Annotated in this window: 19 protein-coding genes; 5 read left to right on the top strand and 14 right to left on the bottom strand. The window is 74.7% G+C overall.

Translation table 11 applies throughout. From position 1 onward, the window contains the following. Window positions 1-124: 124 nt before the first annotated feature. The gene (locus tag CP969_RS05630; protein WP_016827534.1) at window positions 125-1,108 is read left to right on the top strand and encodes an aldo/keto reductase; all 984 of its coding nucleotides are present in this window, start codon (window positions 125-127) and stop codon (window positions 1,106-1,108) included. A gap of 18 nt (window positions 1,109-1,126) precedes the next feature. Here the strand turns inward: CP969_RS05630 and CP969_RS05625 are convergent, their stop codons facing one another. Continuing rightward, window positions 1,127-1,465 (bottom strand): hypothetical protein, encoded by a 339-nt coding sequence (locus CP969_RS05625; protein WP_016827535.1) that lies wholly within the window; start codon window positions 1,463-1,465, stop codon window positions 1,127-1,129. Between the two features lie 159 nt (window positions 1,466-1,624). Between CP969_RS05625 and CP969_RS05620 the strand changes: the two genes are divergently transcribed. After that, entirely contained in the window at window positions 1,625-2,122 is a 498-nt protein-coding gene (locus tag CP969_RS05620) for a DUF6328 family protein (RefSeq protein WP_004991887.1), read from the top strand. A gap of 16 nt (window positions 2,123-2,138) precedes the next feature. Here the strand turns inward: CP969_RS05620 and CP969_RS05615 are convergent, their stop codons facing one another. The 10 genes from CP969_RS05615 to CP969_RS05570 form a co-directional block, all read right to left on the bottom strand. Beyond that, window positions 2,139-2,564 (bottom strand): SsgA family sporulation/cell division regulator, encoded by a 426-nt coding sequence (locus CP969_RS05615; protein WP_004991889.1) that lies wholly within the window; start codon window positions 2,562-2,564, stop codon window positions 2,139-2,141. 154 nt (window positions 2,565-2,718) lie between these two features. Beyond that, window positions 2,719-3,690: an LLM class F420-dependent oxidoreductase gene (locus CP969_RS05610; RefSeq protein ID WP_004991891.1), complete on the bottom strand. Its 972-nt coding sequence runs from the start codon at window positions 3,688-3,690 to the stop codon at window positions 2,719-2,721. Window positions 3,691-3,788: 98 nt separating this feature from the next. Next, window positions 3,789-5,345: a serine/threonine-protein kinase gene (locus tag CP969_RS05605; protein ID WP_016827537.1), complete on the bottom strand. Its 1,557-nt coding sequence runs from the start codon at window positions 5,343-5,345 to the stop codon at window positions 3,789-3,791. 364 nt (window positions 5,346-5,709) lie between these two features. Then, a complete protein-coding gene (locus CP969_RS05600) occupies window positions 5,710-6,669 on the bottom strand; it encodes a threonine/serine dehydratase (RefSeq protein ID WP_004991898.1) in 960 nt (319 codons plus the stop codon). A 99-nt stretch (window positions 6,670-6,768) separates the two neighbouring features. Continuing rightward, a complete protein-coding gene (locus CP969_RS05595; protein ID WP_026085394.1) occupies window positions 6,769-7,794 on the bottom strand; it encodes a polyprenyl synthetase family protein in 1,026 nt (341 codons plus the stop codon). Further along, window positions 7,791-8,843, bottom strand: coding sequence for a tetratricopeptide repeat protein (locus tag CP969_RS05590; protein WP_004991900.1), 1,053 nt, complete (start codon window positions 8,841-8,843; stop codon window positions 7,791-7,793). Before CP969_RS05590 ends, CP969_RS05595 begins: the two co-directional genes overlap by 4 nt. 409 nt (window positions 8,844-9,252) lie before the next feature. Continuing rightward, a complete protein-coding gene (locus tag CP969_RS05585; RefSeq protein WP_016827539.1) occupies window positions 9,253-10,599 on the bottom strand; it encodes a CAP domain-containing protein in 1,347 nt (448 codons plus the stop codon). A 205-nt stretch (window positions 10,600-10,804) separates the two neighbouring features. Continuing rightward, window positions 10,805-11,158, bottom strand: coding sequence for a UBP-type zinc finger domain-containing protein (locus CP969_RS05580; RefSeq protein ID WP_004991913.1), 354 nt, complete (start codon window positions 11,156-11,158; stop codon window positions 10,805-10,807). Beyond that, window positions 11,155-12,618, bottom strand: a complete 1,464-nt coding sequence (locus tag CP969_RS05575) for an ATP-binding protein (RefSeq protein ID WP_004991915.1) — start codon at window positions 12,616-12,618, stop codon at window positions 11,155-11,157. The genes CP969_RS05580 and CP969_RS05575 overlap by 4 nt, the downstream gene beginning before the upstream one ends. Next, the gene (locus CP969_RS05570) at window positions 12,615-14,291 is read right to left on the bottom strand and encodes an NAD(P)/FAD-dependent oxidoreductase (RefSeq protein WP_004991917.1); all 1,677 of its coding nucleotides are present in this window, start codon (window positions 14,289-14,291) and stop codon (window positions 12,615-12,617) included. Before CP969_RS05570 ends, CP969_RS05575 begins: the two co-directional genes overlap by 4 nt. Before the next feature lie 278 nt (window positions 14,292-14,569). On the opposite strand from CP969_RS05570, the gene CP969_RS05565 reads away from it, so the two are divergent. Continuing rightward, a complete protein-coding gene (locus CP969_RS05565; protein WP_004991918.1) occupies window positions 14,570-15,442 on the top strand; it encodes a universal stress protein in 873 nt (290 codons plus the stop codon). 21 nt (window positions 15,443-15,463) lie between these two features. On the opposite strand, the gene CP969_RS05560 is transcribed toward CP969_RS05565, so the two are convergent. The 3 genes from CP969_RS05560 to CP969_RS05550 are packed head-to-tail and all read right to left on the bottom strand — an operon-like array spanning window position 15,464 to window position 18,803. Beyond that, entirely contained in the window at window positions 15,464-16,723 is a 1,260-nt protein-coding gene (locus tag CP969_RS05560) for a DUF4032 domain-containing protein (RefSeq protein ID WP_016827540.1), read from the bottom strand. 41 nt (window positions 16,724-16,764) lie between these two features. Then, complete coding sequence (locus tag CP969_RS05555) at window positions 16,765-17,511, bottom strand: MBL fold metallo-hydrolase (RefSeq protein WP_004991923.1); 747 nt, start codon at window positions 17,509-17,511, stop codon at window positions 16,765-16,767. Window positions 17,512-17,564: 53 nt separating this feature from the next. Next, window positions 17,565-18,803, bottom strand: a complete 1,239-nt coding sequence (locus tag CP969_RS05550) for an acyltransferase family protein (protein WP_016827541.1) — start codon at window positions 18,801-18,803, stop codon at window positions 17,565-17,567. Between the two features lie 146 nt (window positions 18,804-18,949). Here CP969_RS05550 and CP969_RS05545 point away from each other — a divergent pair, with 146 nt between their 5' ends. Together CP969_RS05545 and CP969_RS05540 are read left to right on the top strand one after the other, a co-directional pair. After that, the gene (locus tag CP969_RS05545; protein ID WP_016827542.1) at window positions 18,950-19,588 is read left to right on the top strand and encodes a TetR/AcrR family transcriptional regulator; all 639 of its coding nucleotides are present in this window, start codon (window positions 18,950-18,952) and stop codon (window positions 19,586-19,588) included. A gap of 17 nt (window positions 19,589-19,605) precedes the next feature. Continuing rightward, window positions 19,606-21,279: an FAD-binding dehydrogenase gene (locus CP969_RS05540; protein ID WP_004991933.1), complete on the top strand. Its 1,674-nt coding sequence runs from the start codon at window positions 19,606-19,608 to the stop codon at window positions 21,277-21,279. Window positions 21,280-21,289: the final 10 nt, after the last annotated feature.

Here is a 21,289-nt window from a genome sequence, read left to right as displayed (position 1 = left end):
AAGGCGCGGTGCGGCCCGGCAGGTCCGCCGGAGCCGTGCCGTGCCACGGCCGCAGGATTCCGCGCAGGTCGACGACGTGGCGGGCGCCGCTGCCGCTCGCCGTGGCGGATGACAGACTGACCCCATGGACGAGCGCACATTCGACAGGTCGGGTCAGCACGCCTCCGTGATCGGTCTCGGCACGTGGCAACTCGGAGCGGACTGGGGCGACGTCGACGACAAGAAGGCCCTGGCGGTCCTGGAGACCGCGGCCGAATCCGGAGTCACCTTCTTCGACACCGCCGACGTGTACGGCGACGGGCGCAGCGAGCAGACCATCGCGACGTTCCTGGCCGGCCGGCCCGACCTGCACGTGCTGGTCGCCACCAAGATGGGCCGCCGGGTCGAGCAGATCCCCGAGAACTACGTCCTGGACAACTTCCGCGCCTGGAACGACCGCTCGCGGCGCAACCTCGGCGTCGACCGCATCGACCTGGTGCAGCTGCACTGCCCGCCCACCCCCGTCTACTCCCGCGACGAGGTCTTCGACGCCCTCGACACACTGGTGGCGGAGGAGCGCGTCGCCGCCTACGGAGTCAGCGTGGAGACCTGCGCCGAGGCGCTGGCCGCGATCGCCCGGCCGAACGTGGCGAGCGTGCAGATCATCCTCAACCCGTTCCGGATGAAACCGCTGCGCGAGGTGCTCCCGGCCGCCCGCGAGGCCGGCGTCGGCATCATCGCCCGGGTCCCGCTCGCCTCCGGGCTGCTGTCCGGCAAGTACACCAAGGACACCGTCTTCCCGGAGAACGACCACCGCACCTTCAACCGGCACGGCGAGTCCTTCGACCAGGGCGAGACCTTCTCCGGCGTCGACTACGCGACGGGTGTCGAGGCCGCCGCGGAGTTCGCCGCGCTCGCCCCCGAGGGGTACACGCCGGCCCAGCTGGCGCTGCGCTGGATCATCCAGCAGCCCGGCGTCACCACCGTCATCCCCGGTGCCCGCTCGCCCGAGCAGGCCCGCGCCAACGCGGCCGCCGCCCGGCTGCCGGAGCTGTCCGGCGCGACGCTCGCGGCGATCCGCGACCTCTACGAGCGGCGCATCGAGGACCAGGTCGCGACCCGCTGGTGACCCGGGGCCCGCGGGGGATCACGGCTCCAGGAGCAGCTGCCTCTCCTGCTCCTGGTCGCCGGAGGCGGTGCCTTCGTCGCGCGCCGAGAAGGCCCGCGTGAGCGTGTCGCTCGCCCGCCGCACCGCCTCCGGGGTGCCCTGCACGGTGACGTTCACCGGCGCCGAGAGGCGGCCGGCGTCCGCGGGGGAGGCCTCCTGCCGCCCCTCCCCGGTGAACGTCGCCACACGGACCGTGGCCTCCTCGCCGGAGGGCGACTGGTCCGGCGTCCCGAACGCCCCCTCCAGGGCCCGGACGACCGTGCGTGCGTCGTCGGGGTCCCCGCCGCTGAGCGTCACGGTGAGCTGGGTATCGGACATACGTGCCACGACCTCCTGGCCTCGGTGTCGGCGCCGTGCCGGCGTCGCGGTCCGTGTAACCGCGCGCCGCACCCCCAAACCGCGGCCCGACCGGGAGGAGGACGGCGCCGGAGGGGGAACTCTCGGGAGGGGGACGTCACTCACCCAGGGAGGTGCACCGTGCCGGACGCGGAGCAGGGGCGGAGCAGGCGCCGGGGGCGCAACGAGACCGAGGACGAGAGAGCGGACCGGATGTGGCAGGAGCTCATCCAGGAGGTCCGCGTCGCCCAGATGGGGGTCCAGATCCTCTTCGGTTTCCTGCTGACCGTCGTGTTCACCCCGAAGTACGAGGAGCTGTCCGGCACCGACCAGAAGATCTACATCGTCACCGTCCTGCTCGGCGCGTGCGCCACCGGTGCGCTCATCGGCCCGGTGACGCTGCACCGCCTCGTCTCCGGGCGGCGCATCAAACCCGAGGCGGTGCGGTGGGCCTCCCGGCTGACCCTGCTCGGCCTGTTGCTGCTGCTCGCCACCACCAGCGCCTCGCTGCTGCTGATCCTGCGCGTGGCGACGCACGACGGCTTCGTCCCCTACCTGGTCGCCGGAGTGGTGTGCTGGTACCTGCTGTGCTGGTTCGGCCTGCCCATGTGGGCCCGGCACCGTCACACGACACGCTGAGCCGTACGCCCGCGGCTCAGCTCCCCGCGAGCACGTCCGCGAGGAAGTCGTCGACGCGGACCTCCTCGCGCCCCGGCGGGACCAGCCGGTGGGTCTCGTGCAGGAAGTCGCCGATCGTCTCGGCCCAGGCGAACACCACCGCACGGTGCCGGCCGCCGTCGGCACGGGCCTCACCGAGGAACTCCATCCGCAGCTCCCGCCCCACGCCCCGGGACTCCGGGCGCAACCGCACGTCCCCGACCCCCACCGGGTGGGTGAGACCGTCGGTGACCATCTCCCGGTCCAACTGCCAGCGGGCGAGGACCCGGCCGTCATGGCTGAAGACGACGGTGACGGCGAACGGGTCGGAGGGGTCGTAACTCAGGTGGGCGAGCACGGCGAAGCGGTCCGTGACGCCTGCCTGGAGCTCCACCACCAGGGTCTTGTGCACGAACGAGTTCACGAAAAGGCCTCCGGGAAGTACGGGCGTGAAGCCCTCTAGTACCCCGTGTCCGCGTAAAATGCTCAGCCCTCCGAGTGAATCTCCGCCTCCCCCTCCCACGGCCGCAGGAGGGGGTGGTTCCGCATGGTCCTCTGCACGGTCCTCTGCGTCCTCGTCAGCCGAAGGCCTCCCGCAGCGCCGGCAGCAGCGTCTTCTCCGACCAGTCCAGGTACTGCGGCTGCGACTCGCCGCCGATCTGCACCAGGGCGATCTCGGTGAAGCCGGCCTCCACGTAGGGGCGGACGGCCTCGACGAAGTCCTCCGGGTCGCTGCCGCACGGGATCGACCCGGCGACGTCGTCCGGCCGGACGAACTGGGTCGCGAGGTCGAAGGAGTCCGGGTGCGGCAGCTCGGAGTTGACCTTCCAGCCGCTGCCGAACCAGCGGAACTGGTCGTGGGCGCGCTCGACGGCCGCGTTCCGGTCGGGGTCGTAGCACACCGGGAGCTGGCCCACCCGCGGTTTGCCCTCCCCGCCGTGCCGGTCGAAGGCGTCGAGCAGCTCCTCCTTCGGTTCCGTGGCGATCACCAGATCGGCGAGCCGGCCCGCGAGGGCGCAGGACCGCTCCCCGGAGACCGCGACGCCGATCGGCGGCGTCCGGTCCGGCAGGTCCCACAGCCGGGCCGACTCGACGTCGAAATGGGTGCCGTGGTGAGTGACGTGGCGGCCCTCGAAGAGGGCACGGATGATCTCCACCGCCTCCTCGAGCATCTCGTGCCGCACGTCCACGGTCGGCCAGCCACCGCCCACCACGTGCTCGTTGAGGTTCTCGCCCGAGCCGAGTCCCAGCCGGAACCGGCCCTCGGACAGCAGCTGCATCGTCGCCGCCTTCTGCGCCACCACCGCCGGGTGGTAGCGGAACGTCGGGCACGTCACGTACGTCATCAGCGGAATCCGCGAGGTGGCCTGGGCGGCGGCGCCCAGCACGCTCCACGCGTACGGCGAGTGACCCTGGGAGCGCAGCCAGGGGAAGTAGTGGTCCGAGGTCACCGAGAAGTCGAAGCCCGCCTCCTCGGCCCGCACCACGTGGCCGACCAGCTCACGGGGCCCGGCCTGCTCGGTCATCATCGTGTATCCGATTCGCACCATGTCGCCCGGGTCCCCGGTCGCGCGGCGGGAAAACGGTGGATCACCCGGCTGCCGGACGCCGAGCCCCACCGACCACGGCCACCGGTTCGCCACGCGGCTCAGCCCGCGGCCGGGCGGAACGTCCGCAGGAAGGTCCGCAGCGCCTCCCGGCTCGCACCGTCCTCCCAGGCGGCGTCCGGTGTCGTCCAGCGCAGGGAGAAGCCGCGCCCGCCGCCCAGGAGGAATCCCCGGCCGAAGGTGCGCACCCGGCTGCCGCCGGCCTCGGCGTACCACTCCATGTCGGCGGCTTCCCGCCCCTGGTACGTCGTCGAGCGGATCGAGCCGATCCGCTCGTAGTCGCCGGACCGCTCCAGACGCGGCTCCACGTCGTCCCGCCACACGGCCACGGCGTCGGACCCCACGCCCGTGCTGTAGGTGACGGCGAGCGTGCGCGGATCCCCTTCCGCGCCGAAGGTGACGCGGTAGGCCAGGTCGGCGCCGCGCGAGGTGTCCAGCCGCTGCCAGCCCGCGGGCAGGGCGAGGGAGAAGCCCTCCGGCGCGCGGTAGGTCCGGTAGCCGGGCGGGAGGTCCGCCGTGCCCGAGGGCGAGGGGGCGGGCGCGGCCGGCGGCCGGGAGGCCCCCCGGTCACCGGGCGCGGACGCCGAGGCCGCCGGCGCGTCGGCGGCGGAGCCGGTGCCGGGCAGCGACTGCGTCGCGGCGAGCACCGCCACCGTCACGGTGACGACGGCCAGGGTGGTACCGAGGACCGTCGTCCGTCCGCTCCACCTCCGGTCGGCGCACCGGAGGGCGAGGGCGGGCCCGCCGCGCAGCCGGGGGCTCGGCACCGCCTCCGCGACGGCCCCGGAGTCCTCGCTGAGCACGCGGGTGAGCACCTCGCGGACCACCTGCCGGGTCAGCCGCTCCCGCGGGTCCTTGCGCAGCAGCCCCTGGACGACCCGGGCGAGCGGACCGGCCCGCACCGGCGTGCGCAGCGGCAGCCGGTCCACCCCCTTCAGCGTGGCCTCGGGCCGGCCCCGGTCACGGAACGGCGGACGCCCCTCGAGCATCGTGTAGAGGAGCGCGCCCAGGGCCCACAGGTCCGCCGCCGGGCCGGCCCGCTCGTCGCGGGCCTGCTCCGGAGCGGCGTACGACGGGGCGGTGAGCCGGGGCGCGGTCGTCGAGCCGGCCAGCCCGTACCCGGTGACGACCACGGGTCCGCCCTCCCGCACGAACACCTGGCCGGGGCTGAGCTCCCCGTGCGTGATGCCCTCGGCGTGCGCGGCGTCCAGCACGTCGAGCAGTTCCAGCGCGATGCGGGCGGCCCGCACGTAGTTGAGGGTGCCCTGCTCGGCGAGGACCTCGCCGAGCGGCGTGCCGTCGATCCAGGCGGTGACGGTCCACAGCGAGCCGTCCTCGTCGAGGGCGTCGACGACGGTGGCGATCCGGCCGGGGCACAGCCGCGCCACGCTCTCGGTCGTCCGCAGGACGCGGGCCGGGGCACGGTGCGCGGCGCCGTCCGGCTCCTCGGGCAGCCCGATCCGGGTGACCAGGCACGGACGGCCCGTCCGCAGGTCGTCGGCGTACCAGCGGACGCTGTTGGTCTCGCGACGGGTGATCTCGACCAGCCGGTACCGCCCGCCGACCGACTGGTGTGTGGAGACGTGCGCCCTGCCCATGGACATCCCTCTTCGAAACCGCCGGGTCTCCCTTTCCCAGAGGTACGGGGGACCGGACGGGATCCGTTCAAAGGAAGGCCCGGGAAAAGGGGCCGCCGCGGATTCCTGTCCTCCGTTCAAGAGAAGAGGAAAGGCGGACGGCCGTGCGGAGGGAGGCGGCCGTTGCGGGCGGCGGCGCCCCTCACCTCGGCCGGTGGGCGGGGAGACCCGCGGACCGCGTTCCGTCCCGGGCCACGACGGAAGCGGATGTCCCGGCCCCCTCCACCGGTGACCGGCGGTCAAGGGAGAAGGACCCGCGGCGGGGGCGCGGACCGCCGCCCGGCCGGAATCCGGCGGGCGGGGACCACGGCACGGGCCGAGGCGCTCAGCGCAGCCCGAAGCGCTCCGTCCAGGCGATCATGTCGCCGGTGGTGACGTTGCCCCCGCACACCACCAGCCCGAGCCGGGCCCCCTCGCCGACCCGCTCCAGCACCCGCCGCGCGGCGGGCAGCAGACAGCCGGCGGCCGGCTCCGCCCACACCTTGGCGTGGTCCGCGAGAGCGAGCGAGCCGAGCACCGCCTCCCGGTCCGGCACCACCAGCACCTCGGTGACCAACTCCGAGACGTGCTCGTACGTCAGCTGGGACACGGCCGGGGCGCTGAGCGTGGAGACGATCGACGACAGCGCGACCGGCACCGGGCCGCCCGCCGCCAGCGCCTCGGACATCGCCTGCGCGCCCTCGGTCTCCACGCCCCAGACCCGCACCCCGGGCCGCAGCGCCCGCAGCGCCGCCGCCACGCCGGCGATCAGTCCGCCGCCCCCGATGCTCACCAGCACATCGGTGAGGTCGCCGGCGTCCGCGGCGAACTCCAGCCCCACGGTGCCCTGTCCGGCGATCACCACGGGATCGTCGAAGGGATGGACCGGGGTCAGCCCCTCCTGCCGGAGCCGCGTCATCAGCGCGAACGCGCTCTCCATGCCGTCGGTCAACTGCACCGTCGCACCGGAGGACTCCACGAGCTCCACGGACCGGGCGGGCGCCGAACGCGGCATCACCACCGTGGCCTTCACCTCGAGGGCACGGGCCATGGCGGCGAGGGCGATCCCGTGGTTGCCGCCGCTCACCGCCACGACCCCGGCCGCCCGCTCGGCCTCGCCGAGCGACAGCAGCTTCGCCGCCGCGCCCCGCGCCTTGAACGAACCGGTGCGCTGCAGCAGTTCCAGCTTCGCGGTGACCGGAACCCCGAGCAGCGCCGACAGCCCGGGGCTCGCTGCGGTCGGGGTCCGCACCACGTGCCCGGCGATCCGCTCGGCCGCGGCCTCGATGTCGGCGATCCCGATCAATGCTCCACCTCTCCGGCGCGGGGGACGTGATCCGCGCCGTACCGAACCCTCGCCCGGGGAGCGGTCGGGGTCAACACCGCGCGCCGGGCCGCCGCGGGATCACAGGTCCCGCCGGACCAGGAAGTCGAGCAGCGACCGAAGGTCGGCGGCCGCCCCGGCCTCCAGCGGTACGGCGGTGAGCGCGGCCTCGGCGGCCGTGAGGTGGCGGCGTGCCTCGGCGAGCGCCGCCGACCGGCCGCCCGCCTCCTCGATCAGCGCGGCCGCCGCCGCGGGGTCCGTGCCCGACTCCAGGAGCGCGGCGAGGCGCGGGGCCACCGGCGTCCGAAGCGCGACCAGGACCGGGAACGTCTTCTTCCGCTCGCGCAGATCACCGTGCACGGGTTTGCCCGTGACCGCCGGATCGCCCCAGACGCCCAGGACGTCGTCCACGATCTGGAAGGCGACCCCGAGGTGCCGCCCCGCACGGTCGAGCGCCGCGGACGTCCCCGCGGCGGCACCGCCGAGGACGGAACCCAGGGCCGCCGCGCATCCCAGCAGCGCCCCCGTCTTGCGCTCGGCCATGGCCCGGTACTCGTCCGGCCGCACCTGCTCCGGTCCCGTCCAGGGCCGGGCGGCGAACAGCAGGTCGTCCGCCTGCCCGCGCACCAGATCGCCCAGTGCGGCCGACAGCGCCCGGACGGCCGCGGGGCCACCGGACCGGGCGGCGAGCGTCTCGACGGCCAGTGCGAACAGGGCGTCACCCGCCAGGACCGCGGGCCCGGTGCCGTAGGCCTTCCACACGGCCGGGCGGCGGCGCCTGGCCGCGTCGCCGTCCATGATGTCGTCGTGCAGCAGGGAGAAGGTGTGCACCAGCTCCACGGCGACCGCGGCGGCCACCCCGGCCCGCTCGGGCGCGCCGGCCGCCTCGGCGCCGAGCACGGCCAGCGCCTGCCGTACCCCCTTGCCGCCGGAGGCCGGGGCCGGGGCGCCGCCCACCTCGCACCAGCCGAACGCGTACGCCGCCATCTCGCCGACCCAGGGGTGCAGCCGCTCCACTGCCTCGGCCAGCGCGGGCCGCACCAACGCCCGGCAACGGCCGAGGACCCGGGGAGCGAGGACCGGTGCGGTGGAACCGGGCGCCGTCACCGGGCGGCCCCCGCCGCCGCGTCGGCGCCCACACCGAGCTCCTCCTGGGCCCGCGCCACCATGTCCCGGGCGTGCCTGAGCCCGATCCGCTCCAACGTCCGTGCCAGGTCGGCGAGTTCGGTGGCCGTCTCGTGGCGGTCACGGCCCAGGCGGGCCAGCGACTTGGCCAGACCCAGCCGGGAGAGCGCCTCTCCGCGCGGCTCGCCCATGGCGCGGAACTCCTCCAGCGCCCGCTCGTACCACGCACGGGCCTCGGGGTGACGCCCGGCGCGGTACAGGACGTTGCCGCGCATCTTGTGGTTGTAGGCCAGGGCGCCGGAGAGCTGCATGGCGCGGCACGACGCCTCCGCCTCGGAGAGCAGGCCGAGCGCGCGCTCGGTGTCGCCGTCCCGCACGGAGACCACGTCGGCGAGTCCGCGCAGCGCCCAGGCGTGACCGCGTCGGTCCTCGGCCCGGGCGGCGATGTCCGCGGCCTCCTCGAACAGGGCGTACGCGGTGTCGAGGGCGCCGGTGTTGCGGTGCATCTGCGCGATGCCCTCCAGCGCCCAGACGGTGTGCCGGGCCTCGCCGCGCCGCCTGGCCTCGGCCAGGAGCTGCTCGTGCAGCCGGCCGACCTCCTCGTAGTCGCCCTGGATCCGGCCGGTCTCCGCCAGTCCGGCGAGGGAGTAGCCCCGTACGACGACGTCCCCGCCGTGCTCGCCGAGTTCCGCCGCGAGCCGGAGCAGCCGGCGGGCCAGGGGGAAGGCGCCTCGCTGCCGGGCGAGGGTGCCGCCGCTCCACAGCGCCCAGGCCATCGCCGCCGTGTCCCCGGCCGCGCGGGCCGCGCGGTAACTCGCCTTCCACGCCCGGTCGGCCTCCTCGACCCGCCCCAGCCGGCGGTGCGCCTCGGCCACCGCGAGCCCGGAGCGCGCCGCCTCGCCGGGCCTGCCCGCGCGCTCGGCCGCTCTCAACTGCTCGGTGCCGGCGGCCAGTACATCGGTCAGGGAGGAGTTCACCGACAGGGTGGTGAGGGGGCCCTGGTATTCCGGGGCGAATGCCTTGCCGTACATCGAAGCCTTTCGGTCCGGGTGCACGCCCTGGTATGCCCTGTGTGTATACATCGTGTGTATACACCGCAGGTATGCATTGTGTGTATACAGGGCGTGCGGAGAAGGTCGGGCATGCGCCCCGGCCCGGGGGTCGGGGCGCCGTCCGCTGTCGGTCAAGACGTCGGCGGGGCCGGCCGGGTTGCCCGTGAGGCGCAGATCACTGCGGTCCCCCGCCCGGGTGGGCCGTGGGACCGGGAGGGCCTCTCAGCGCTGCCGCGCCTTCCGGGGTGTCGCCCCGCCGGGGCGCACGACCACACGGCCCCGCCCCGCAGCGCCGGCTGCACGGCCTCGTGCGACCCGCGTGGGCATCCTCACCCGGTGTCCCGTTCCTCCGCCTCCGTCGAGGAACGACAAGTCCGGTGAGGTGCCGTCAGGTACCGAAGAGCTGGGTCCAGTAGGTGCCCGCCCGGCCGCCGCCGGCGAAGCCGACGCCGATGTGGGTGAAGTCCGGCCCGAGGATGTTGGCGCGGTGACCGGGACTGTTCATCCACCCCCTGACGACCTCGGCGGCCGAACGCCGGCCGCAGGCGATGTTCTCGCCGATCGTCCGTCGCGCCGAGCCCGCCGCCGCGGCCCGGTCGCCGGGACCGCTGCCGTCGGGCGCGGTGTGGGAGTAGAAGTCGCGGGCCACCATGTCGGTGCTGTGTGCCTGCGCGGCCGCCGTCAGCAGGGGATCGGGGGACAGGGACGGCAGCCCGGCGCGGGCGCGCTCCCGGTTGGTGAGGCCGACGACCTCGGCGGCCGCCCGGTCCAGGCCCTCCGGGGTGAGCGGACTGGCCCACAGCGCCGTCCAGTAGACGTCGCCGGACGGGCCCCCGTCGGCGTGGGCGAGGCCGACGTGGGTGAAGGCGGGGTCGTGCAGGGTGCGGCGGGGCGGCTCGTTGCGCAGGCAGTAGGAGACGAACTCGGCGGGGGTGCGCGGCCCCGAGACCAGATGCTCGCCGACGGTGAGGTACGGGTATCCGGCGGCGATGACGCGCTGGTAGACGGAGACGCCGTCCCGGCTCTCGATGCCGAGGCGCCCTCCCGCGGCCATGGCCGCGGCATGCGCCCGCGCCGCGGACACCAGCCGGGCGTCGAGGGCGACCGGAGGGGAACCGACCCTCGACCGGGCGGAGTTGACCGGGGCGAGGAAGCCGTCCGGGTCGAGGGCGGAGCCGGGCCCCGGGTCCGCCGGACGGGTGCGGACGGCCGGCCCCGGGGCCGCGGCGGGCACCGAAGCGGCGGACGCGGACTCCTCGTCCGCGACGTCCACGCCGAAGTCCCGGGCCAGCCCGGCCAGTCCGTCGGCGTACCCCTGGCCCAGGGCGCGCAGCTTCCACCCCTCGCCGCGCCGGTAGATCTCCGCGAGGAGCAGGACCTCCTCCTGCCCGGGGCGCGGCGGTGAGAACCGGGCCAGCGGGCGTCCGCGGGAGTCGGCGACCTGGAGCACGGGGGAGGGCAGGCCGCTCAGCGGCGTGCCGGGCTCGGCGGGACTGACCGCCACCGTGACCCGGGTGGCGCCGGGGCGCAGCGCGTGCGGGTCGACGGTGAGCGTGTCCCCGGCCAGGCGGGCGCCCGGCGCGGACGGCTGGTTGTAGAACACGAAGTCGCCGTCGTCGCGGACCGTGCCGCCGTCGTCCGTGATCAGCGCGGACACGTCGAAGGGGCCGGGCACCCGGACGGTCAGGGCACCGCCCGGGAGGAGCAGATTGCCGCCGGGGACCAACTCGCTCATGGCACCGCCCTGCTGTCGTCGTTCCGGACCGTGGGGGTGTCCGGAGAACGACCGGCCGGGAGCGCGGGTTCCCGGACGCGGTCCGGCCGGGGACCCGCCCCCGGGGAGGGCGACCACGGGGCGGCGGCTCGACGGGGCCCCCGGTGCGGAAGCGGTCGGCGGGGCGACCGGAGGCCGTGCGGTGCGGTGTGTTCCGTGCCGGGCCTCAGCGCCGCAGGGCCTCGGCCCAGTTCGCCGGGACCCTTCCCGCCGGGCCCGGGGTCGGCTGGTCCGCCGGGTGGCTGACCGGAGGCGCCAGCTCGGGACCGGACGCGTACAGCTCACCGGTGGCGTAGTTCCAGAACCAGTCCTCGCCGGGCTCGTAGCTGCGGACCACGGGATGCCCCGTCGTCTCGTAGTGCGCGGTGGCGTGCCGGCTCGGCGAGCTGTCGCAGCAGCCGACGTGACCGCACTGCGCGCAGCGCCGCAGATGGAACCACCAGCCCCCGGCGGCTTCGCAGTCGGTGCATCCCGCGCCGCTCGGCGGGACGCTCGGGTCGATGGCGTGGTCACTGGTCATGACTGCTCCTCGGGACTGCCGTCGGGGGAGGGTGCGGTGAGCGGAAGGAGCACCTGGAAGCGGGTGTCGCCCGGCTCGGAGGTGAACCGCAGGACGCCGCGGTGCTTGTCGACCACGATCCGCCAGGAGATGTCCAGACCGAGCCCGGTGCCCTCGCCCACCGGCTTGGTGGTGAAGAAGGGGTCGAAGACGCGGTCGCGGATCTCCGGCGGGATCCCGGTCCCGGTGTCGCGGAACTCCACCAGCAGCCGGTCGCCCTCCCGCGCGGTGCGCACGGTCAGGGTGCCGCCGTCGCGCTCCGCGCCGTCGATGGCGGAGACCGCGTTGTCGATCAGGTTCGTCCACACCTGGTTGAGCTCGGCCGGGTACGCTGGGATCCTCGGCAGCGTGCGGTCGTACTCCTTGACGACCTCGATCCGCTGCCCGATCTTCCCCGACAGCATCAGCAGGGTGCTGTCGAGGAGTTCGTGCACGTCGGCGATCTGATAGGGGGCGCGGTCGAGCTGCGCGTACTGCTTGGCGGCGTCGACCAGGTGGGAGATGCGGGTCGTGGAGTCCTGGATCTCGTCCATCAGCAGCTCGGTCTCGACCGTGTAGCTGAGCCAGCCGATCGCGCCGGGGAGGAGCTCCTCGTCCACGGCGGCGGCGACCTGGTCCAGCCAGTCGAGGTCCAGCCCGGCCTGCACGAAGGCGGGGGCGGCCCGCCAGCCCTCGGCGATGCCGTGGTCGTCGAGCCAGTCGGAGAGGGCGTCCTCGCGGTCCGCCGCCTCCAGGGGGCTGAGCGAGGGCGCCTTGGCGACCCGCTCCGCCGTGCGCTCCTGGATCTCGATCAGGTTCGCCAGCGTCTCGGGCTCGTACGTGCCCGCCGAGATCACCCGCAGCTTGCGCCGCATCTTGGCCACGCGCTCCCGCAGGGTCGCGGTCGCCCGTACGGCCGCCGCGGCCGGGTTGTTGAGCTCGTGCGTCAGCCCGGCCGACAACGAGCCGAGCGCCAGCAGCCGTTCCCGCTGCCCGATGGCCCGCTGGGTGTTCTTCGAACCGAGGAACAGCCCCTCCAGGAGGTGGACCGCCATCGGGAACCACTCCTGCATGATGTCGGCGAACGTGTCCGCGGGCAGCACGAAGAACCGCGTCGGCACGGTCACGCGCATCGAGTTGTTGTAGACCTGCGGCACCCGGTCCCCGAGGTACGCCTGCATGGCCCCCGCGTACACCCCGCGCTGGGACGTCCGGCTGACCTCGACGTCCTCCCCGCCGACCCTGCGGGACAGCACCACGGTGCCTTCCAGCATCACGTAGAAGCACGCGGCCGGTTCGCCCTGCGCGTACACCGGGCCGGGCTCGAACCGCTCCACCCGGCCCTCGCGGCACAGCCGCTCGAGCTGCTCCGGGGCGAGCTTCTCGAACAGGAACAGCGAACCGATCTCCTGCGGGCCGCAGGGCGCCGACCGCCCGCTCACGACTGCTCCAGGTACCGGTGGACGAGCAATACGGCCATGGCTCCCTCTCCGACGGCGGACGCCACCCGTTTGGCGGACTCCGCCCGCGCGTCGCCCGCGACGAACACGCCGGGGACGTTGGTCTCCAGGTGGTACGGCGGCCGGTCCAGCTCCCAGCCCGCCGGCGGCCGTCCGTCGGCGGTGAGGTCGGGGCCCGCGAGGATGAACCCGCGCTCGTCGCGCAGCACCGTCCCGTCCAGCCAGTCGGTCAGTGGCGCCGCGCCGATGAACACGAACAGCCACTGCGCGTCGACCGGTTCGGTCCGCCCGGTCCGCGTGTCGCGCAGGGTCAGCCGCTCCAGGTGCCCGTCGCCGTGCGCCGCCGCGACGACGGTGCCGGCCCGCACCGAGATGTTCGGCGCCTCGTCGATCTGCTGGATCAGGTAGTACGACATCGACGCCGTCAGGTCGGGTCCGCGCACCAGCAGCGTCACCGACTTGGCGCCCCGCGCCAGGTACATCGCCGCCTGGCCGGCGGAGTTCGCGCCGCCGACGATGTACACGTCCTGCCCCCGGCAGGCGGACGCCTCCGTCAGCGCCGACCCGTAGAACACGCCGCACCCGGTCAGGTCGTCGCAGCCGGGCGCCGTCAGCTGCCGGTAGGACACCCCGGTCGCCAGGATCACGCTGTGCGCGGCGACGGCCGAACCGTCGGAGAACCGTACGACGCGGGCGGCGCCGCTGATCTCCAGCCCCGTGGCCTCGCGCGCGGTGAGGATCTCGGCGCCGAACCGGGTCGCCTGCCGCCGCGCCCGCTCGGTGAGCTGCGCTCCGGACACCCCGTCGGGGAAGCCCAGGTAGTTCTCGATCCGCGAGCTCTGCCCGGCCTGCCCGCCGGTCGCCGACCGCTCCACCAGCACGGTCCGCAGCCCCTCCGAGGCCCCGTAGACCGCCGCGCCCAGCCCGGCCGGCCCGCCGCCGATCACCACGAGGTCGTAGAAGTCGGCCGTCGGTGTCGTCGCCAGCCCCACGTGCGCGGCGAGCTCCACCGGCTCGGGCTCCACCAGCGCCGTCCCGTCCGGTGTGATCACCACCGGCAGCCGCATCCCGTCCCCGCCCGCGGCGGCCAGCAGCCGCCGGCCCTCCGGCCCGTCGGAGGAGTACCAGCGGTAGGGCACCTGGTTGCGGGCCAGGAATTCCCGCACGTCCGAGGAGCGCGCCGACCAGCGGTGGCCGACCACCTTGGTGCTGGGCACGGGCCGGCGGTCGCTGCGCCGCCACGCCTCCAGCAGGTCGTCCAGGACCGGGTAGAGCTTCTCCTCCGGGGGGTCCCAGGGCTTGAGCAGGTAGTGGTCGAGGTCCACGACGTTGATCGCGTCGATCGCCGCGTCGGTGTCCGCGTACGCGGTCAGCAGCACCCGCCGCGCCCCCGGGTACACGTCCAGGGCCTGCTCGAGGAACTCGATGCCGTTCATCCGCGGCATCCGGTAGTCGGCGAGGATCACCGCGACGAGGTCCCCGCGCAGCTTCAGCTCACGCAGCGCCTCGAGCGCGGACGCACCGGACTCCGCGCGCACGATCCGGTACGACGCCCCGTAGCGCCGCCGCAGGTCCCGGGCCACGGCGCGGGAGACGCCCGGATCGTCGTCCACGGTCATGATGACGGTCCGCGCTGCGTCGGCGACCTGTGCCATGCGTCCCCCACGTGGAGCGGTCGTGGAGCGGTCGGATGCCCGGCACGGTGCCCCGGGTGCGACCGCGGTCGCCGCGCCGACCCCGCCCATCGTATGTGCGATCGCGTCGATTCGCCCAAGTATGCGTGGGTTCAGCAGGCCCCGGGCCCGGGCGCGGCGCGCGGAGCCCGTCGCCCCCGGGCCGGCCGCGTCCACCGTCCGCTCCCGGGCGGGAGTCGCGGCGGCGGCGTAGGGAAGACTGGACCGCGCGCAGTGACCACGACACCGGGAGGAACCGCATGACGCGCCCGATCACCGCAGGGATCGACGGAACCGAGGAGAGCCTCGCCGCGCTGGCCTGGGCGGCGAGGGAGGCGGTGCGCCGCGGACTGCCGCTGCGGGTGGTGCACGCCTGGCGGTTCCAGGCGCACGACGCGGTGGACACGGGGGACGCCGCCACGCAGGAGCGGTGGGTGCGCGAGGCGGTCGGCGAGGCGGCCCGCACCGTCACCGAGCGGCATCCGGACCTCGCCGTGACGACGGACGTCCTCGAGGGCGACGCCGTCGAGACCCTGGTCGGCGTCGCGGCGGACGCGGAGATGCTGGTGCTCGGTTCGCGCGGGCACGGACGGATCATGGGCTTCCTGGTCGGCTCGGTCGGCCAGCAGGTGATCGTGGAGGCCCGGCGGCCGGTGGTGTTCGTCCGGGCCGGGGACCGGCCGTCGAACGAGGTCGCCGGGCACGAGGTCGTCGTCGGCCAGCACGGCGACCCGGAGGACAGCGCCGCCGCGCTCGGCTTCGCCTTCGAGGCCGCCGCCAGGCGCGGAGCCACCCTCCGCGCCGTGCGCGCCTGGACCCTGCCGCCGATGTTCGCCTACAGCCCGGCCTCGCTGCAGCTCCTGGACGAGGCCGGCGGACTGGAGCCGTTCGAGCAGAAGGCCCTCGCGGCGGCGCTCGCGCCGTGGCGGGAGCGCTACCCGGACGTGCACGTGGTCGAGCACGTGGAGATGGGCAGCGCCGGCCAGGTGCTGCTGTCGGTGGCGGGCACGGCCCAGCTGATGGTCGTCGGCCGCCGCGACCGCCGCACGGCCGTCGGCGCCCGGATCGGCTCGGTGGCCCACGGGGTGCTGCACCACGCGGACTGCCCGGTGACCGTGGTGCCGCAGGCCTGATCCGGCCCCGTCCCGGTCGGCTCAGCCGGCCGGGGGCCGCAGCGCGTCCCGGGTCCTCGGCAGGATGTTCCTGACGTAGTCCTCGACCGCCGTGTCCATGCCGATGTCGTGCTGGGCCCGCTCGGAGAGGTACCAGCGGTGCTCCAGGAGCTCGTGGTAGATCTCCGCCGGGTCCGTCGCACCGCGCAGCTCCGGCGGGACGGCCCGCACGGTGGGGCGGAACACCTCCCGCACCCAGCGGTGGGCCAGGACCTCCGGGCGGGCGCCGTGCGGGTGCCTCCCGCCCGGGCTCGGCCGAGAGCCGGCGGGGGCGTAGTCGTCCTGGGTGGCCATCCAGCTCTCCAGGTCGTTCAGCAGCCGCCGGGCCTGGTTCTCCTCGGTGTCCAGCCCGGTCAGGCGCAGCAACTGCCGCTGGTGGTGCCCGGCGTCGACGACCTTGGGCACGAAGGTGACCGTGTCGCCGTTGGAGGCGCGCTCGATCTGCATCTCGGCCACGTCGAAACCGAGTTCGTTCAGACGGCGGATGCGGCGCTCGATGTAGTGGTACTTGCCCGCCGGGTAGACCGAGGTGCGGGTCAGCTCGGTCCACAGGTCCCGGTAGCGGGCGCAGATGCCGGTGCCGAAGTCGACCGGGTCGACCGACGGGTGCAGCGCTCCGGAGGCCTCCAGGTCCAACAGCTCGCCGCTGATGTTGACGCGGGCGAGGTCGAGGTCGTACTCGCGCCGGCCGGCGCTCAGTTCGGGGTGCAGGTCGCCGGTCTCGGCGTCCACGAGGTAGGCGGCGTAGGCGCCCGCGTCCCGCCGGAACAGCGTGTTGGACAGCGAGCAGTCGCCCCAGGCGAAGCCGGTGAGGTGCAGCCGCACCAGGAGCACCGCGAGCGCGTCCATCAGCCGGTGCACGGTGGCCGGCCGCAGCGTCGTCTCGAACATCGACCGGTACGGCATCGAACCGCCGAGGTGCCGGGTGACCAGGACGCTCTCCAGCGGCTGCCCGGCCAGGTCGGTGCGGCCGGTGACCACGGCGAGCGGGTCCACCGCGGGGATGCCGAGCCGGTCCAGGTCGCGCAGCAGCTCGTACTCGCGCAGCGCGGGCCGCCGGGCGAGCTCCTTGACCGCGATCACCTCGTCGCCGGCGCGGGCGTAGCGCACCACGTGCCGGGAGATGCCGCGCGGCAGCGGCACCAGGTATTCCTCCGGCCACTCCTCCAGGGGCAGGTGCCACGGCAGCGCCAACAGGAGCGCGGGGTGCTCCGGGTTGGTCGCGTTGATCTGCAGGGCCATGCCTGGGGTGTCCTCGTCTCGCGGGTGGTCCTCACCCAACCCTATTGCGCGCGCTCGCGGGCCAGACGGGCCGCGTCCCGGACCGGTCCCTCGTGCAGCGGCCCGTGCCCGGGCAGCAGCAGATCGCCCTCCAGTTCCGCCAGGACGTCCAGCGAGGCCACGGCGGCGGCGCGCTCGTGGTGGAACATGTCCGGCAGCAGGTGCGGTCCCCCGATCCGCGAGGTGGGATGACCGCTGACCAGGGCGTCGCCCGACACCACCACCCCGACGCGGGGGAGGTGGAAGGCGCAGTGCCCGTCGGTGTGCCCGGGCGTGGGCACGGGGACGGGCCGACCGGGCAGGTCGAGCGGGCCCGGGCGGGGGAACGGCTCGGGCGCGGCGACCGCCACGTCGGCCGTCCCGCCGGAGCGCAGGGCGCGCAGCGCCCAGGGCAGCACACCCGGGCGCCAGCCGTTGCGCAGGACCCGCCCGACGCTCACCTGGTGGAGGAAGTCCCGCCGGGCGTGCGGGACTTCGGCCTCGTGGGCGTGGACGGGCGTGCCGTACGCGGCCCGCAGGTGTTCGGCGGAGCCCAGGTGGTCGGTGTGGGCGTGGGTGATCAGCACGGCGGCCACCGCCTCCGGGGAGAAGCCCACCTGCGCCAGCGAGTCGAGGAGCCGCTCGCGGTCGCCGGGGTAGCCGGTGTCGATCAGTGTGACGGCGTCCCCCTCCGTGAGGATCACCCAGTTGGTGTGGGCGCCGTGCACCAGGTAGGTGCCGTCCGCCACGTGCCGCACATCCGCCCGCATGGCCGCCCCGCGCTCCCGCCGTCCCGTTCTCCGGCACCAGCAAAGCAGATCGGTCAGGAGGACGGCGGAAGCCGCGGGTCCGGCCTCGGCGGCGTCCCGGCGGCCGGAGCCCGGGATCCGGTCCGCATCCCGAACAGGAAGCGCGTCACCGGACTCCTGCGCACCCCGTACTCGTACACCAGGAGGATCACCGCCAGCGAAGCGGTCACGATCACCGCGTACTTGACGGCCGTCGGGGCCGGCCACCCGACCACCCCGTACGCGAAGGCGACCACCACCGGCTGGTGCAGGACGTACCACGGCAGTGCGGCGGGCGTCAGATACCGCAGCACCGCGGCCCGGCCGCCCCGCTCCGCCCGCGCCCGAGGACGCCCGGGCCGGTCCAGCAGGCCGAGGATCGCGACCACCCAGCACCAGCCGGCCGCCCCGAACAGCGCCCGGGTGCACAGCGCCCAGGGGGAGCGGGCCGTGAACGGGTCGTCCCCCGCGACGAATCCGGGCGCGGTCCCGGCGAACAGCACCAGCCCGAGCACACCGACCGGGACGGCCGCGCGGCGCGTCGTCCCACGGACCCGTTCGTCGTCGGCGAGGGCGAACCCGTGGAGGAAGAACAGCAGATACGCCCAGCGGTTCCAGCCCGCGAAGCCCTCCTCCATGCCCAGCAGCGCGTTGACCGCGGCGAGCGGCAGCGCGGGCAGCAGGAGCAGTCCCGGCCGGCGCCGCAGCGCGGGGGCGGCGCGCTCGGCGGCGGCCGCGAGCCGGGCGGCGACCGGCGCGAGCAGCAGGCAGAAGGTGAGCAGGAGCACCACGAACCACAGGTGCCCGGTCTCGAAGTGGTCCCCCTCCAGGACGAAGGGGAAGTCGGCGAGGTCCGGGCGGACGGTCAAGAAGCGCGGCCAGAACCGCCCGTACGGCTCGTCGTACCCGGGATCGGCGGCGCGCAGCCGCAGCCACTGGGGCAGGGGGCACAGCGCGAGCGTCGCGAAGACCAGGGGGACGCCCAGGCGCAGCAGGCGCTCCCGGGCGAACCCCCGGGCCCCGCGGCGGCGGATCGAGTGCCGGGCGCCGAGGCCGGCGACCAGGAAGAGCAGGGGCATCGCCCACACCACGCCGAACCCGGCGAGGACGGTGACGGCGTCCGTGGTCCGCGGGTCCTTGACGTAGAAGTCGTCGTCCGGGGAGAACACCAGGGCGGAGTGGAAGAACACCAGCCCGAGGACGACGAGGGCGCGCAGCACGTCCAGCTCCCCGCGCCGGCCGGCGTCCGCCGGCCGCCCCGCGTCCGCGCCCATCGTCCCTCCCCGCCCGAAGGTGCGGCCCAGTGTGGAGGAGCGGGGCGGAGGAGGACAGGCTTCCACCGCTCCGGGGGCTTTCGATGCACCGGTGCATCGGATACGTTCCCGTATCGAACGCGGGGACGGACGGCGGAGGGGCGGACATGGGGGCGGACGGCACGGCCGGGCGCGTGACCGGGCGCCGCGCCCGCACGCGCGCGAACCTCCTCCGGGCGGCGTTCTCCGTGTTCGCGGCCAAGGGCTTCGGGCACGTCTCGATCGAGCAGGTCTGCGAGGCCGCCGGCTACACCCGGGGCGCCTTCTACTCCAACTTCTCCGGCCTGGACGAGCTGTTCTTCGCGCTGTACGCGGAGCGCGCCGAGCTGATCGCGGAGCAGGTGTCCGAAGCCCTCGCCCGGGGCGGACCCGACCTCGACGTGCCCGCCGCCGTGGACCGGGTCGCCGAGGTGCTGCTGCTCGACCGCGACTGGCTGCTGGTCAAGACGGACTTCCTGGTGCACGCCGCCCGCGACCCGGAGGTGGCGCGCGCTCTGCTGGAGCACCGGGCGCGGCTGCGGCGGGCCGTCGCGGACCGGCTGGCCCGGGCCCGCGGCCACACCGAACTGCCCGCCGTCCTGGGCGACGCGGACGGCGCCGCGCACGCCGTGGTCGCCGCGTACGACGGCGTCACCACCCGACTGCTGCTGGACCGGGACGTCGCGGGCGCCCGCGTCTGGCTGAGACAACTGCTGACCGCGCTGCTCACCGACGGCACCGAGCCGGCCGCGCACGGGCGCGGATGAGGGAGGGACTTCTCGTCATGGACGCCGACGTCATCGTGGTCGGAGCGGGCCTCGCGGGCCTGGTCGCGGCCCACGAACTGACCAGCAGGGGCCGCCGGGTCGCCCTGGTCGACCAGGAGAACGCCGCCAACCTCGGGGGCCAGGCCTTCTGGTCCTTCGGCGGGCTGTTCCTCGTCGGCTCCCCGGAGCAGCGGCGCCTGGGCATCAAGGACTCCTTCGAGCTCGCCTGGAGCGACTGGCGCGGCAGCGCGGGCTTCGACCGGCTGGACGACGAGGACAGCTGGGCGGTGCGCTGGGCACGGGCCTACGTCGAGTGGGCGGCGGGGGAGAAGCGGTCCTGGCTGGACGGGCACGGCATCAGGTTCCTGCCCACGGTCGGCTGGGCCGAGCGCGGCGACCTCCGCGCGGACGGGCACGGCAACACCGTGCCCCGCTTCCACATCGCCTGGGGCACCGGGACCGGGGTCGTCGAACCCTTCGTCCGGTACGCCCGGCAGGCCGCGCGCGACGGACTGCTCACCTTCCACCACCGCCACCGGGTCGACGAACTGGTCGTCGAGGAGGGCGCCGCGCGCGGGGTGCGCGGCACGGTGCTCGCCGAGGACGACGCGCCGCGCGGGGTCGCCTCCAGCCGCGAGGAGATCGGCGCGTTCGAGCTCACCGCCCAGGCCGTGATCGTCACCAGCGGCGGCATCGGCGCCGACCACGACCTCGTCCGCCGCCACTGGCCCGAGCGGCTCGGCACCCCGCCCCGCGAGATGGTCACGGGCGTCCCGGCCTACGTCGACGGGCGGATGCTCGACATCAGTGCCCGCGCGGGCGTGCGGCTGGTCAACCGGGACCGCATGTGGCACTACACCGAGGGCCTGCGCAACTGGGACCCGATCTGGCCCGGACACGGCATCCGCATCCTGCCCGGACCGTCCTCGATGTGGTTCGACGCGCTCGGCCGCCGCCTGCCCGAGCCCTGCCTGCCCGGCTACGACACCCTCGGCACGCTGAAGCACCTGCGCACCACCGAGGACATCGCCCGGTACGACCACTCCTGGTTCGTCCTCACCCAGAGGATCATCGAGAAGGAGTTCGCCCTGTCGGGCTCCGAGCAGAACCCCGACATCACCGCCAAGGACCGGGCCGGGTTCCTGCGCGAACGGGTCCTGGGCAAGGGCGCCCCCGGACCGGTGGACGCGTTCCTGCGCAACGGCGCGGACTTCGTGACCGCCCCCACCCTGGAGCAGCTGGTGGAGAAGATGAACGCGCTCACCGACGAGCCCCTGCTCGACGCGGCCGGCCTCCGGCGCCAGATCGAGGCCCGGGACCTCCAGATGGGCAACGCGTACAGCAAGGACGCCCAGGTGCAGGGCATCCGCAACGCCCGCCGCTACCTCGGCGACCGCCTCGGCCGGGTCGCCACCCCGCACCGCCTCCTCGACCCGGCGGCCGGCCCGCTGATCGGGGTCAAGCTGCACGTCCTCACCCGCAAGACCCTCGGCGGCATCCAGACCGACCTCGACTCCCGTGCGCTCGGTGCCGACGGCCGGCCGGTCCAGGGGCTGTACGCGGCCGGGGAGGTCGCGGGCTTCGGCGGGGGCGGCGTCCACGGTTACAACGCCCTCGAGGGCACCTTCCTCGGCGGCTGCCTGTTCTCGGGCCGCGCGGCGGGGCGGGCGGCGGCCGGGCAAACGGCGTAGGGCGCGCGGT

It is taken from the genome of Streptomyces viridosporus T7A (assembly GCF_008704515.1).
Classification (GTDB): Bacteria; Actinomycetota; Actinomycetes; order Streptomycetales; family Streptomycetaceae; genus Streptomyces; species Streptomyces viridosporus.
This window is presented reverse-complemented; position numbering and strand designations above follow the sequence as displayed.

What these genes read in the sequence shown, in the direction of transcription:
- CP969_RS05630 (WP_016827534.1), top strand. Translation starts at nt 125, where the DNA reads ATGGACGAGCGCACATTCGACAGGTCGGGTCAGCACGCCTCCGTGATC.
- CP969_RS05625 (WP_016827535.1), bottom strand. Translation starts at nt 1,465, where the DNA reads ATGTCCGATACCCAGCTCACCGTGACGCTCAGCGGCGGGGACCCCGAC.
- CP969_RS05610 (WP_004991891.1), bottom strand. Translation starts at nt 3,690, where the DNA reads ATGGTGCGAATCGGATACACGATGATGACCGAGCAGGCCGGGCCCCGT.
- CP969_RS05605 (WP_016827537.1), bottom strand. Translation starts at nt 5,345, where the DNA reads ATGGGCAGGGCGCACGTCTCCACACACCAGTCGGTCGGCGGGCGGTAC.
- CP969_RS05590 (WP_004991900.1), bottom strand. Translation starts at nt 8,843, where the DNA reads ATGTACGGCAAGGCATTCGCCCCGGAATACCAGGGCCCCCTCACCACC.
- CP969_RS05585 (WP_016827539.1), bottom strand. Translation starts at nt 10,599, where the DNA reads ATGAGCGAGTTGGTCCCCGGCGGCAATCTGCTCCTCCCGGGCGGTGCC.
- CP969_RS05580 (WP_004991913.1), bottom strand. Translation starts at nt 11,158, where the DNA reads ATGACCAGTGACCACGCCATCGACCCGAGCGTCCCGCCGAGCGGCGCG.
- CP969_RS05570 (WP_004991917.1), bottom strand. Translation starts at nt 14,291, where the DNA reads ATGGCACAGGTCGCCGACGCAGCGCGGACCGTCATCATGACCGTGGAC.
- CP969_RS05565 (WP_004991918.1), top strand. Translation starts at nt 14,570, where the DNA reads ATGACGCGCCCGATCACCGCAGGGATCGACGGAACCGAGGAGAGCCTC.
- CP969_RS05560 (WP_016827540.1), bottom strand. Translation starts at nt 16,723, where the DNA reads ATGGCCCTGCAGATCAACGCGACCAACCCGGAGCACCCCGCGCTCCTG.
- CP969_RS05555 (WP_004991923.1), bottom strand. Translation starts at nt 17,511, where the DNA reads ATGCGGGCGGATGTGCGGCACGTGGCGGACGGCACCTACCTGGTGCAC.
- CP969_RS05550 (WP_016827541.1), bottom strand. Translation starts at nt 18,803, where the DNA reads ATGGGCGCGGACGCGGGGCGGCCGGCGGACGCCGGCCGGCGCGGGGAG.
- CP969_RS05545 (WP_016827542.1), top strand. Translation starts at nt 18,950, where the DNA reads ATGGGGGCGGACGGCACGGCCGGGCGCGTGACCGGGCGCCGCGCCCGC.
- CP969_RS05540 (WP_004991933.1), top strand. Translation starts at nt 19,606, where the DNA reads ATGGACGCCGACGTCATCGTGGTCGGAGCGGGCCTCGCGGGCCTGGTC.